General features: G+C 68.0%; 11 protein-coding genes and 1 tRNA gene. 7 read left to right on the top strand and 5 right to left on the bottom strand.

Annotated features, from left to right (window positions below):
• Positions 1–18 precede the first annotated feature (18 nt).
• Positions 19–1,512, top strand: a complete 1,494-nt coding sequence (rng, locus tag ASC87_RS03285; RefSeq protein ID WP_056656622.1) for a ribonuclease G — start codon at positions 19–21, stop codon at positions 1,510–1,512.
• Between the two features lie 16 nt (positions 1,513–1,528).
• Here the strand turns inward: rng and ASC87_RS03280 are convergent, their stop codons facing one another.
• From ASC87_RS03280 to msbA, 5 genes are all read right to left on the bottom strand, one after another.
• A complete protein-coding gene (locus ASC87_RS03280; RefSeq protein ID WP_056656619.1) occupies positions 1,529–2,956 on the bottom strand; it encodes a glycosyltransferase in 1,428 nt (475 codons plus the stop codon).
• Positions 2,953–3,963: a hypothetical protein gene (locus tag ASC87_RS03275; protein ID WP_157603815.1), complete on the bottom strand. Its 1,011-nt coding sequence runs from the start codon at positions 3,961–3,963 to the stop codon at positions 2,953–2,955. The genes ASC87_RS03280 and ASC87_RS03275 overlap by 4 nt, the downstream gene beginning before the upstream one ends.
• Positions 3,964–4,173: 210 nt before the next feature.
• A complete protein-coding gene (locus ASC87_RS03270; protein ID WP_056656613.1) occupies positions 4,174–5,166 on the bottom strand; it encodes a glycosyltransferase family 2 protein in 993 nt (330 codons plus the stop codon).
• 2 nt (positions 5,167–5,168) lie between these two features.
• The gene (locus ASC87_RS03265) at positions 5,169–6,059 is read right to left on the bottom strand and encodes a glycosyltransferase family 2 protein (RefSeq protein WP_056656610.1); all 891 of its coding nucleotides are present in this window, start codon (positions 6,057–6,059) and stop codon (positions 5,169–5,171) included.
• A 14-nt stretch (positions 6,060–6,073) separates the two neighbouring features.
• Positions 6,074–7,810 carry a lipid A export permease/ATP-binding protein MsbA gene (msbA, locus tag ASC87_RS03260; RefSeq protein ID WP_056656607.1) on the bottom strand — a complete coding sequence of 579 codons (1,737 nt, stop codon included), beginning with the start codon at positions 7,808–7,810 and terminating at the stop codon, positions 6,074–6,076.
• Between the two features lie 117 nt (positions 7,811–7,927).
• Between msbA and ASC87_RS03255 the strand changes: the two genes are divergently transcribed.
• The 6 genes from ASC87_RS03255 (at position 7,928) to ASC87_RS03230 (ending at position 12,278) form a co-directional block, all read left to right on the top strand.
• Complete coding sequence (locus ASC87_RS03255) at positions 7,928–8,701, top strand: glycosyltransferase family 2 protein (protein WP_056656951.1); 774 nt, start codon at positions 7,928–7,930, stop codon at positions 8,699–8,701.
• Positions 8,702–8,723: 22 nt separating this feature from the next.
• Complete coding sequence (tolB, locus tag ASC87_RS03250) at positions 8,724–10,007, top strand: Tol-Pal system beta propeller repeat protein TolB (RefSeq protein ID WP_056656604.1); 1,284 nt, start codon at positions 8,724–8,726, stop codon at positions 10,005–10,007.
• Between the two features lie 40 nt (positions 10,008–10,047).
• Positions 10,048–10,578, top strand: coding sequence for a peptidoglycan-associated lipoprotein Pal (gene pal / locus ASC87_RS03245; RefSeq protein ID WP_056656601.1), 531 nt, complete (start codon positions 10,048–10,050; stop codon positions 10,576–10,578).
• A 30-nt stretch (positions 10,579–10,608) separates the two neighbouring features.
• A complete protein-coding gene (gene ybgF / locus ASC87_RS03240; RefSeq protein ID WP_200954290.1) occupies positions 10,609–11,385 on the top strand; it encodes a tol-pal system protein YbgF in 777 nt (258 codons plus the stop codon).
• A gap of 18 nt (positions 11,386–11,403) precedes the next feature.
• Positions 11,404–12,165, top strand: coding sequence for a ThiF family adenylyltransferase (locus ASC87_RS03235; protein WP_056656598.1), 762 nt, complete (start codon positions 11,404–11,406; stop codon positions 12,163–12,165).
• Between the two features lie 37 nt (positions 12,166–12,202).
• Positions 12,203–12,278: transfer RNA gene (locus tag ASC87_RS03230), tRNA-Lys, on the top strand.
• The last annotated feature ends 524 nt before the right edge of the window (positions 12,279–12,802 follow it).

The following is a 12,802-nucleotide window of genomic DNA, read 5'->3' as shown; positions in this document are numbered from 1 at the left end:
CGGACACCCCGTTCTCCAATGCAAGACATTCTCATCAACTGGTCGCCCCAGGAAACGCGTGTCGGTGTCGTCGAGAACGGCGCGGTGCAGGAACTCCATGTGGAGCGCACCCTCGAGCGCGGCCTCGTGGGCAACATCTATGCAGGCCGGGTGGCCCGGGTGCTGCCGGGCATGCAGTCCGCGTTCATCGACATTGGCCTGGAACGCGCCGCGTTCCTCCACGTGGCTGACGTCCACGTGGCCGGCTCGCCGCGTGCCGAACACGGCCCGGGCGCCGCGCCGCCACCCCCCATCGAACGCCTCGTCTTCGAAGGGCAGACGCTCACCGTGCAGGTCATCAAGGACCCCATCGGCACCAAGGGCGCGCGCCTGTCCACGCAGATCAGCATCGCCGGGCGCCTGCTGGTGTTCCTGCCGCAGGACGACCACATCGGCATCTCGCAGAAGATCGGCTCGCACGAGTTGCGCGAACAGCTGCGCACGCGCATGAACCTGCTGGCCGGCAAACCCGCCGATGAAACGGCCCCGTACAACGGCGGCGGGTTCATCCTGCGCACCAACGCCGAGGATGCCACCGACGACGAACTGGGCGACGACATCGCCTACCTGCGCAAGACCTGGGGCCTGATCCGCGAGCGCAGCTTCAAGACCCCGCCGGGCGAGCTGCTGCACCAGGACCTGAGCCTCGTCCAGCGGGTGCTGCGCGACCTGGCGAGCGACAACACCCAGAGCATCCGCATCGATTCGCGCATGCAGTTCGACCAGCTGGTGGCGTTCGGCAACGAGTTCACGCCCACGTCCGTCAGCAAGCTGATGCACTACAAGGGCGAGCGGCCCATCTTCGACCTGTACAACATCGACGACGAGATCGCCCGGGCGCTGGCGCGCCGCGTGGACCTGAAGTCGGGCGGCTACCTGATCATCGACCAGACCGAGGCCCTGACCACGGTGGACGTGAACACCGGTGGTTATGTGGGTGCCCGCAACTTCGACGACACCATCTTCAAGACGAACCTCGAAGCCACCCAGGCCATCGCGCGGCAACTGCGCCTGCGCAACCTGGGCGGCATCATCATCATCGACTTCATCGACATGGCCCGCGAGGACCACCAGAACGCGGTGCTCGCCGAACTGCGCAAGCAGCTCGCACGCGACCGCACGAAGATCACGGTGAGCGGGTTCACGCAGCTGGGCCTCGTCGAGATGACGCGCAAGCGCACGCGCGAGTCGCTGGCGCACATGCTGTGCGAGGCGTGCCCCATCTGCAGCGGCAAGGGGCAGGTCAAGACGGCGCGGTCGGTGTGTTACGACATCCTGCGCGAGATCCTGCGCGAGGCCCGCCAGTTCAACCCGAAGGAATTCCGCGTCATCGCATCGGCCACCGTGGTGGAAATGCTGCTCGACGAGGAAAGCCAGCACCTGGCCGGCTTGAGCGATTTCATCGGCAAGCCCATCTCGTTGCAGGCCGAGGCCACCGGGTCGCCGGAGGCTTATGACATCGTGCTGATGTGATGGGTGATGGCGGCGCTCAGGCCCGCTTGATGCTGCGGTAGGGCGCCACGAAACGCCGGTCGTCCAGCCAGCCCCAGCCCGACAGCGGCGACAGCCGCTCCTTGTGGGCCAGCACCTGCTTGAGCAGCGACGGGCGCACCCATTGGCGTTCCACGTGGTCGCGGATCTCGTCGACCGAGATGAACCCGTCGTCCACGGCCGACAGCAGCTCGCGCATCCAGAGCCGGCCATGGCGATTGCGGGCATACACCCACGGCTGCGTGCTCATGTCGGTGTAGTGGAGCAGCGCGGTGCGGCCGGGCTCGTGGTGTTCGAGCGAGTTCCATTCCGGGTCGATGCCGGCGCGCACCTCGGACGCGAGCGCCATGTCGTACATGAGCCGCTCGTAGTCGAGGCGGCCCGAATCCAGCGATTCGACCACCGAGGCCGGATCCCACTTCAGCCGCTCGCAATCCAGCAGCATCACGCTGAACTGGGGGCGGCGCGCGGTGTGGTCGGCCGAACGGGCGGCGAGCAGGTCGGCGCCGTCGAACGGCAGTGTCCAGAGTTCGCGGATGTCGCGGAACACCAGCATGTCCGAGTCGAGGTAGATGGCGCGGCCCTGGTGGCCGGCCAGCTGCGGGATGGTGAACCGCTGGAACGAAAACGGCGTGCGCGGCCAGTTCCTGGGGTCCTTCGGCTGTGCGAACGTGATGTCCGCCCGGTGCAACGGAAACACCTCGACCGACATGCTGGCGTGCCGGCGGATGGAGTGTTCGAGCACCTTCACCGACAGCATCTGGGCCTCTTCGCTGCCGACGTAGACACGGATGGGGCTTTGCAGGTCGAGCGGGGCGTAGTCGATGCGGGTGGACATGATGGTGCGTGCAAAACCTTGGAACTGGACGTTGTAGCTCGGCTGGCCGTTGTTCAGCCGCGTGGTGTCCTTCAGGTCGGCGAAGCGGCCGTCGTACGACGTGCCGCCGTCGATGCCCAGCGAACGGACCACCTTGACGCCCGCCGTGGCCAGCAGGTTCAGCGCGGCTTCGCTGCTGAACGCCGCGGCGCGCACGAGCGGGCCGGGGCCATGGCGCTGCTTGCTGGTGGACAGGTCGTACCAGAGCAGCCGCCCGGCATCGGCCAGGCGTTGCAGCGACGGCGTCTCCGCCGTCCACTGCGCCAGCGTCTTCGTGCCGACGAGGTTCTTGACGTGCGGGTACCAGGGCATCACCAGCACGCCGGCGTTCGCCTCGATGGCGTCGGCGCAGTCGAACGCCACGTCGATGTCGATCATGTGCGCGATGGCCACGGGGCCTTCGCGCACCACGTGGTTGAGGCTCAACAGGCGGTAGTTCGCGACGTCCGGGCGTGTGCGGAACTGGCTGAACGATGGCCCCTTGCCGAGGATCAGCCAGTGGGCCTGGGCAAGGCCTTCGGCGGCAAACCAGTCGAAGAAGTGTTTCATGCGGCGGGCGAGGGGCGAGAGGGGGAGGAAGTGCCGACGGCGGACAGCACGTCCAGCCAGCGACGGGCCACGGCCTCGAGGCCGAAGCGGCCGGTGGCGATGGCGCGGCCCTGGGCCACGTCGGCTTCGCGGCCGGCCGTGTCGAGCCGGTAGGCACCGAGCCCGGTCTCCCAGTCGTCGAGCACCGCGCAGTCCCGGAACTCGGCGTAGCTCGGGATGCTGTCGCCGACCACGGCCAGGCCATGCACGAACGCGGTCAGCACGCGGTTGGCGGGATTGCCCACGGTCAACGGGTCGAGGTTGTTGGGGACCAGTGCCGTGCCGTGCGCCATCAGGGCCTGGCTGAACGTGGTGGAGTGCCAGGGCACATGCCGCGTGGGCACGGTCCAGCCGGTGGTCACCTCGGCGAACCGGGTCGCGCTGTGGCTGATCACTGTCAGGCTCAAGGGGCCGTGCTGGCGGGCCGCCAACTCGAGGTCGGGACGGATGCGGCGCAGGCCAGCGAGGCCCAGGTCGAGCCCCGGCCCGTCGTCATCCCCGAACCAGACCATCCGGCTCGCGTGGGTGACTTCCGGGTGACCCGCGAGCCAGCGGGTCAGCGCGCGGAGGTGGTGGTGTGCACGCCACTCGGTGAGCCATGCCGGGCGCGACGGGATGTTCGGCGGTTCGACCGCATCGGCCACCACCTCGATCGCCCGCACCCCGGGGGCCTGGTCCAGCACGATTTCGGCGAGGGCCCGCGACACCGCGATCACGAGGTCGACGCTGGCGGCCGCGTGACGCACGGCATCGGCCTGCCGTTGAAGCCGGCCATCCGGATCGTCCTCGACGTAGAAGTGGTTGTGGCAGAGGTCCAGCACGAGCACGCTGCCCATGCGGGCGCGCAGGTCGAGCGCGTGGTCCAACGAGTCGGGGTCGCAGCGCCCGGACAGCACGAGCACATCCGGGGCGGCGTCACCGGGGGTGTACAGGCACACCGGGCTGCCGAGCCCACGAAGGTGCGCCACGATCCGGGAACACCGCTGCCGCGCGCTGGGTGCGTGCGTGTCCGCGGGCCACCAGGCCGCCTTCAACGCGAGCCTCCTCCAGGCAGGGCCGGGTTCGCGTTGAACTCGTCAGGACAGGCGGTGCTGCGCATGGGCGAAAAGGTGGAAACCAGGGGCAATGGGGGTGGATTATCACTTGTGGGCAAGCCACCTCCGGCCGGTCTCGGTCTCTCAGCGCCCGGTGCGGGCTTCCGCACCGTGGCGCCAGGCACCGAGCCGGAGCGCTGCCCAGAACTTGCGCAAACGCCACGCGGGCGGCACCCCGGACCCGCTCATGAACGTGCTGACGAGGGCCCTCGCGCTGCCCGCCGACAGCAACGCCTCGATGTACGCCTGCTTGCGCCATTCCGCCTGGAGCGGCCTGGTGACGCGTGGCGCCCAGGCGGTGCGTGCGGCGTCCTTCATCAACTGGCGGATCTCCGCCAAGTGGCGGCGATTCTGCACGGCCAACCGGCGTGCGCGCTGTGCATTGGACGGCGCCTGTTCCTTCGCGGAGACCCCCCCACGCCGATACCGCACCAGCGGCTCCTCGACCGTGATGCCCCCGCCGCTCGCCAGGGCCCGAAAGGCCATGACCTGGTCTTCGTAGGCCGTGTCGGGTTCGAAGGGGCCGAAGTGGTCGAAGACACGCCGGGTCCAGGCGTGGCCGGCACCGATGACGTGGGGCCGTCGTGCCACCCAGTCGTCCGCCGTGCGCCAGCGCGAGAGGTCGTCCACGGCCAGCGGGCCGTGCAGGCCGCCGCCGACGTCCATGTCGGTCAGGTGCGAGGCGACGAGGTCGGCCCGGCACCCGCCGGCCTGCCACGCCCGAAGCACCGTCTCGACGCGGCGCGGTTCCGATTCGTCGTCGCCGGCGGCCACGAACAGCAGCTCGCCCCGGCTCGCGGCGACGAGGCGGTTCAGGTGTTCACCGATGCCCACGTTGGCGGGGTTGCGGCGCAGCGTGACGTGGTGCGGGCCGGTGTACCCGCGGGCGGCCTCGGCCATCGCCTCGAAGGTACCGTCGGTGGACGCGTCGTCGGACAGGATGATGTCGATGGGCGGGCCGGCCTGGGCAAGGATGGACGCCACCGCGCCACGCACGGTGGTCTCCTGGTTGAACGCCAGGAACAGCACGCTTGCGAGCGGGGCGGGGCCCGGTCCGGAATCGGGGCGGGTGGTCATCGTCAGTCCGCCGGTTCGAAGCAATGGGCGCGCGACAGGTGCCGCCAGGCGCCCAGCGCCGCGCCGATGCGGGCCACGTGGCGCAGCAGCCGTTCCTTGCGCGGCGCGAGGAGCTGCAGTGGCAGCGTCAGGAGGCTGCCGAGGCCCACGCGCAGCACGAGGCCGATGCAGGCGGCCGTGCCGAAGTACTTCCGCGTGATGTAGAACTTCGACAGCGTCATGCAGTAGACGCGGCGCAGCGTGGTGCGGGCCGATGGCGTGCTCGATTGCCGCGTGCGGTGGAGCATGGCGGCGTCATGCACCACCAGGATGGGCCGGCCGGCCCGCCGCACGCGCATGCAGAGGTCGTCGTCCTCGAAGTACAGGAAGAACCATGGGTCGAAGAACCCGATGCCGCGCATGGCGTCGAGGTTCAGCAGCATGGCGGCGCCGGTGACGAATTCGGCGCAGAGGTCGCCCTCGGGCGTCACCCTGGGGCCGTGCTGGCGCACGTGGAACGGACCGCGGAAGAAGTCGCCCACCACGCCGGGCTCGTCGTACAGCACCGGCGCCAGGATGGCCGCTTCGGGGTAGCGCCGTGCGGCGGCGTGCAGTGCTTCGATGGCCCCGTCCTGCAACTGGGCGTCGGGGTTGATGAGCAGCGCATACCGCGTGCGCACCTGGGCGATGCCGAGGTTGTTGGCGCGGCCGAAGCCGAGGTTGCCGCCGGCCCGGATGACGCGGGCCTGCGGCAGCAGCGACCGGGCGATGTCCGCGGTGGCGTCATGGCTCTGGTTGTCGACGATGACCACGTCGTCGAAACGCGAGAGCGAGGGCAGGGACCACCCGAGGATCCCGGCGCTGTTGTAGGTCACGAGGACCGGCGTGATGTCCGCGGTGGCGCGTGAGGTCATTCGGTCGTTCGCGGTCAGTGGCGGAACTGCAGCGAGTGGAGGTGTGCGAACAGGCCACCCTGCGCGAGCAGCTCGGCGTGGGTGCCTTGTTCGATCACGCGGCCTTCTTCCAGCACGAGCACGCGGTCGGCCGATTTGATGGTGGACAGGCGGTGCGCGATGACGATGCTGGTGCGGCCCTTCATGAGGGCCTCCAGGGCCTCCTGCACGAGCCGTTCCGACTCGGAGTCGAGGGCCGACGTGGCCTCGTCGAGGATCAGGATGGGGGCATTCTTGTAGATGGCCCGGGCAATGGCGAGACGCTGGCGCTGGCCGCCGGACAACTGGCTGCCGTTGTGGCCCACGAGCGTGTCGAGGCCCTGCGGCAGGCCTTCGGCGAAGTCCAGGAGGTTGGCGGCGCGAAGCGCTTCCTTGACCGCGGCCCGGTCCACCGGCACGTTGGTCGCGGTGCCGAGTGCCACGTTGGCGGCCATGGTGTCGTTGAAGAGCACGACGTCCTGGCTCACGAGGGCGAACTGCCGGCGCAGCGCGTCGACCCGCCATTCTTGCAGCGGCTGGTCGTCGAGCAGCACGGTGCCGCTCGTGGGTTCGAGGAACCGGGGCAGCAGGTTGACGAGGGTGGACTTGCCGGCGCCGGACGGCCCCACCAGCGCCACCGTTTCGCCGGCCTCGATGGTGAAGGTCAGGCCAGCCAGGGCAGGCTGCTGGTCCGTCTTGTACTGCAGGGTCACGTCGCGCAGTTCGACCTTGCCGAGGGCGCGGCCCGGGTCGTGCGTGCCGCCGTGTTCCATGGGCACCTCGTTGATCAGCGCCACGCCGCGTTCCAGCGAGGCCAGGCCGCGCGTGATGGGTGCAGCCACGTCAGACAGGTGCTTGATGGGCGCCAGCAGCATCAGCATGCAGGTGATGAACGACACGAAGGTGCCCTGGCTGCCCCCTTGCCACAAGGCGGCCACGACCACGGCCGACAGCGAACAGGCCGCGATCATCTGCGTGATGGGGGTCATCGTGGCGCCGGCCATCGCCGATTTCAGCGACAGGCGGCGCAACACGTCACTGACTCCGTCGAAACGCGACGCCTGCACGTTCTCGGCACCATGCAGCCGCACGATGCGCCAGGCGAGCACGTTCTCCTCGACCACGTAGGCGAGCTGGTCGGTGGCCTTGCGGCCTTCGATGGTGAGGCGGTGCAGGCGCTTGCTCAGCTTGCGCATCACCACCGCGGTGAGCGGGAACAGCACCGCGACGAACAGGGTCAGCGCCCAGTTCACGTAGATCAGGTACGCGAAGAGGGCAAGCACGGTGAAGGAGTCGCGCACCAGCGTCATCAGCGAACCCACCAGCAGCGTGGAGCCGGTCTGCACCTCGTAGGTCAGCATGTTGGTCAGGCTGCTGGCGGTGTTCTTGCCGAACAGCGAGGGTTCGGCCTTCAGCATGCGGCGGAACATCACTTCACGCATCTCCTGCGTGCCGCGGTTCGCGGCCCAGGAGAGGCCGTACTGGGCCACCAGGCCGGCAACACCGCGCAACGCGAACGTGCCGATGATGGCCACCGGCACCATCCACAGCGGGAACGTGGCCCCGCTGAACCCGTTGTCGAAGAGGGGTTTCATCAACGCCGGCACCAGGGGTTCGGTGGCTGCCCCCACGAGCGACCCGATGATCATCAGGATGAACCCGCGGCGGCTGTTCGCGAAGTACGGCGCCAGGCGGGCGATGCGGGTCTTGAGGGTGAGTTCTGGCGTGTTCATGCGGGGGGGATTATCCAACGCCTTGCGGTCCCGCCGGCCGGAGAAACGACGGCGCCGTCCGGCTTGCCTACAATCACGGGTTCACCGCACCGGTCCCAACCGCCGTACATGCCCCGTATTTCCCTCTCGGTCACCCTGATCACGCACAACGAAGGCGCGAACATCGTCGACTGCCTGAAGAGTGTGGCGTTCGCCGACGAGTGGGTCGTGGTGGACTCGGGCAGCACCGACAACACCCGCGAACTGGCTGAATCGTTGGGCGCGCGGGTGGTGCGCAGCGACGGCTGGCCGGGCTTCGGCCCGCAAAAGAACAAGGCCCTGGCGCTGGCCACCGGCGACTGGGTGTTGAGCCTCGACGCCGACGAACGCGTTTCGCCCGAGCTGGCCGCGCGCATCCAGGCCGTGGTGGCGGGGCAGGGCGGGGCGGCCCTTGGCTTCGAGCTGAGCCGCCTTTCCCGCTTCTGTGGCCAGTGGATGCACCATGGCGACTGGTACCCCGACCGGGTGCTGCGGCTGTTCCGCCGCGACAGCGGGCGGTTCACCGACGACCAGGTGCACGAGCGCGTCGTGGTCGATGGCCCCACGGCCCGGCTGCAGGGGCACCTGCTTCATGAGACGATGCCGTCCCTCGATGACGCCATCGACAAGATGAACCGGTACAGTCGGGGCCGTGCCATCGACAAGGTGCGCGGCGGCAAGCGCGGCGGCCTGGGGGCGGCGCTGTCCCACGGCGTGTGGGCATTCCTGCGCAGCTATGTGATGCGCCGTGGTTTCCTCGACGGGAAACTCGGCTTCGTGCTGGCGATGTACATCGCCGAGGGCACGTACTACCGCTATCTGAAAATGGGAATCCTGAGCGGCCAGCTCGGGCATTCCATTGAACCAAGCTGACAAAGAGAGGTCTGGAACCTTCATGTTGATGAACCGCCGCACTTTCTCCGCCGCCACCGCACTGGGCTTGGCCGTGGGCTCCGCCCAGGCCCAGTTCCGCGTCGAAATCTCGGGCGTCGGCGCCACCCAGATCCCCATCGCGATCCCGAGATTCCGGGACGAGGACAAGGTGCCCCATCCCGTGTCGGCCATCATCCGGGCCGACCTGGAGCGCATCGGGGTCTTTCGCGGCATCGACACCGTGGCCGTGCTCGATGAAACGTCCCAGCCCAACATGGCCGAGTGGCGCTCCAAGACGGCCGACCTGCTGGTGGGCGGATCCGTCATGCGCCTCGCCGACGGCCGCTTCGACCTGCGCGCCAAGCTGTGGGACGTGGTCCGCAACAAGGAACTGGGCGGGCAGGCATTCGTCGTGGCCCCAGCCGATCTGCGCGTGGGCGCGCACCGCCTGGCCGACTACATCTATGAACTCGTCACCGGCGAGAAAGGGGTGTTTGCCACCCGAATCGCCTTCGTCGATCGCAAGGGCCGCAACCACGTGCTGCGGGTCGCCGATTCAGACGGTGAAAACGCCCAGCTGCTGATCGGCTCCAACGACCCCATCATCTCGCCGGCCTGGTCGCCCCTCGGCAAGGAGCTCGCCTTCGTGTCGTTCCAGGAACGCCAGAAGGCGGTCGTGTACGCCCAGGTGGTGGCCACGGGGGCGCGGCGCGAGATCGCGGCGTTCCGCGGGTCCAACAGCGCGCCGGCCTGGTCGCCCGACGGCGGCTCGCTGGCCGTGACGCTGACCCGCGACGGCGGCTCCCAGCTGTACATCATCGGCAGCAACGGCGAGAACCCGCGCCGCATCACCAACAGCCCCTCCATCGACACCGAGGCTGTGTTCACGCCCGACGGCAAGAACCTGCTGTTCGTGAGCGACCGCGGGGGTGGCCCGCAGATCTACCGCACCCCCGTGTCCGGTGGGCCGGCCACCCGCGTGAGCTTCACCGGCAACTACAACATCAGCCCGGCCATCAGCCCGGACGGCCGCTACCTCGCCTACATTTCGAGGCAAGGCGGTGCGTTCCGGGTGTACCTGGCCGACCTGACCAACCCCGATCCGGGCTCGGCCCGGGCGTTGACCGATTCGAGCGACGACGAAAGTCCGAGCTTCGCGCCGAACGGGCGGTTGATCCTGTACGCCACCCGCTCGCAAGGGCGCGACGTGCTGATGACCACCACCCTTGACGGCAAGGTCAAATCCAAGCTGGCTTCCACCACGGGCGACTACCGCGAACCCGTGTGGGGCCCGTTCGGCCGCTGACCTGCCGTCTCTTTTCCCTGTCCCTGGAGATATCTACATCATGATCAACTCGAAACTTGCCGGCCTCGTCGCCATTGCCTCCCTCTTCATCGCCGGCTGCGCGTCGGACGTCAAGCTCGACGACAGCAAGAACGCCCAGGTCGAGACACGCTCGCCCGTCACCAACAACGCCAACAGCAAGCCGGTGACCGACTCCCCCGTCGCCAGCGTTGACCTGACCAAGGGCAACAACGCCGACAACGCCTCGGGCCGCATCGTGTACTTCGACTACGACAGCTACGTCGTGAAGGACGAGTACCGCTCGGTCATCGAAGCCCAGGCCAAGACGCTCACCGCCAACAAGGCGAAGAAGGTCACGGTCGAAGGCCACACCGACGAACGCGGCGGCAGCGAGTACAACCTCGCCCTCGGCCAGAAGCGTGCGCAAGCCGTCCTGAAGTCCCTGACGCTGCTCGGCGCCACGGAATCGCAGGTCGAAGCCGTCAGCTTCGGCAAGGAGCGTCCGGCCGTGCAAGGCAGCGACGAAGCCGCCTACGCGAAGAACCGCCGCGCCGAACTGGTCAGCCGCTGATCCACACGCACTGGAACGAAGGACAGGGCCATGACCTCTTTCATTCGACACGGGGCCGTGGCCGTGGCCCTGGCGTTCGGTGCACTGATTTCCGCGCCCGCGCAAGCGGCGCTCTTTGACGACACCGAGGCGCGCAAGGCCATCATCGACTTGCGCACCGTGGTGGCCCAGCTCAAGGACAAGGCGGATGCCGATTCGAAGGCCACCGCCGAGCAGATCGCGCACCTGCAACGCAGCCTGCTCGACCTGAACCGCCAGCTGGAAGAAGCACGCGCCGACAACGCGCGGCTGCGCGGGCAGAGCGAACAGCTCGCCCGCGACGTCTCCGACCTGCAGCGTGTCCAGAAGGACATCCGCCAAGGGGTCGATGACCGCATCCGCAAGCTCGAACCGCAGACCGTCTCCGTCGACGGCCGGGAATTCCTGGCCGAGCCGGAGGAGACCCGCCTCTACGAGGAGGCCATGAACGTGTTGCGCAAGGGCAGCTTCGCCGAGGCCGCCGACTTGCTGTCGTCGTTCCAGCGCCGCTATCCGGCGAGCGGTTACGCGCCGTCGGCGCTGTTCTGGCTCGGCAATGCGCAGTACGGCAAGCGCGACTTCAAGGAATCCATCACGGCGTTCCGCTCGTTCGTGTCCCGCGCGCCCGACCACCCGCGTGCGCCGGAAGCGCTGCTGTCGGTGGCCAACTCGCAGAGCGACCTGAAGGACACCAAGGCCGCCCGCCGCACGCTCGAGGAACTGCTCAAGACGTACCCGAAGTCCGAAGCCGCCGTGGCGGCCAAGGAACGGCTGGCGTCGCTGCGCTGAGCTGAGCCGAACCCGCGCATGGACGCCGACCTCGAGCGCCGTTTCGGCGGCCTGCGCCGCCTCTACGGCGAGGCCGGCTACACGCGGCTGCGCGCGTTGCGCGTGTGCGTCGTGGGGCTGGGTGGCGTGGGGTCCTGGGCGGCCGAGGCGCTTGCCCGGAGCGGGGTGGCCGAACTCGTGCTGATCGACATGGACCACGTGGCCGAGTCGAACATCAACCGCCAGGTGCAGGCCGTGGGCGCCACCGTGGGGCAGTCGAAGGGCGAGGCCCTGCGCGCGCGTTTCGCCGACATCCACCCGGGCTGCCACATCCACCTCGTCGACGACTTCGTGTCACCCGACAACTGGCCCGCGCTGCTGACCCGCGACATCGATGTGCTGGTCGACGCCTGCGACCAGGTGCACGCGAAGGTGGCCATGGCGGCCTGGGCGCGCGACACGCGCACGCCGTTTGTCACCGTGGGCGCGGCCGGCGGCAAGCGCAAGCCGCAGGCCGTCGAGGTGGATGACCTGGCCGCCACCACGCACGACCCGCTTCTCGCCTCGATGCGCCAGCGTCTGCGCAAGCAGCATGGCGCGGCACGCACCGGGTCGATGGGCGTGCGCTGCGTGTTCTCGCGCGAGCAGGTCACGCTGCCCGAGGTGTGTGCCACCGAAGGCGCGGACATCGACAGCAACCTCAACTGCCATGGCTACGGTTCGGCCGTGACGGTCACTGCAACTTTCGGTTTGGTTGCAGCATCAGAAGCGGTACAATGCTGGCTTGCCAACAAGGCTTGACCAACAAGAAACTACCACCGTATAATCGTGGGCTTGCGGGTTGTTAGCTCAGTTGGTAGAGCAGCGGACTYTTAATCCGTAGGTCGTGGGTTCGAGCCCCGCACAACCCACCACCTTCACGGGTGCTGCTTCAAAGTTGTCGAGTGTTCGAGTCACTCAGGGCCCACCATAAAATCTCGACGATAAGCCGGTAGCGACCACTAAGTTGCTACCGGCTTTCTCGTTTCTGGTGCCACCTTTGGTGCCAGTTCGCGCTGTGAAGCGCTGCATTAAACACGCCCAAAGTGACGCCCCTATTGGCGATGCCGCTGGTGCCTCCGGTGCCATGTGGTGCCAGAAGTGGTGCCAACTTCCACGCGAAATTCCCTGGCACCAGTGCTGACTAAACGTCCCGTATGTGCAACAATCCGATTTATGGGATTGATGTGTGACTAAACCCCACCCCTCGATGATTTGACCTGGACACCCTTGGTGGCACCACCGTGGCACCAAGTCCAACAGGCCCCCTGGCGCAGTGCGCTGAGTGGGCAGTAGTCCGCGCCAATCGTCCCGTATCGGCAACCAAAGCGGGGCCTAAACCCCACCCCTCGGGGAGGTGGCCCCTCCTTCTCCCCTTAAGGCAGCACCTCAAGGGGTC

It is taken from the genome of Rhizobacter sp. Root1221 (assembly GCF_001425785.1).
In the GTDB taxonomy this organism is placed as follows: domain Bacteria; phylum Pseudomonadota; class Gammaproteobacteria; order Burkholderiales; family Burkholderiaceae_C; genus Rhizobacter.
The sequence above is the reverse complement of the archived record's forward strand: the minus strand, read 5'-3'. Positions and strand labels throughout refer to the sequence as shown.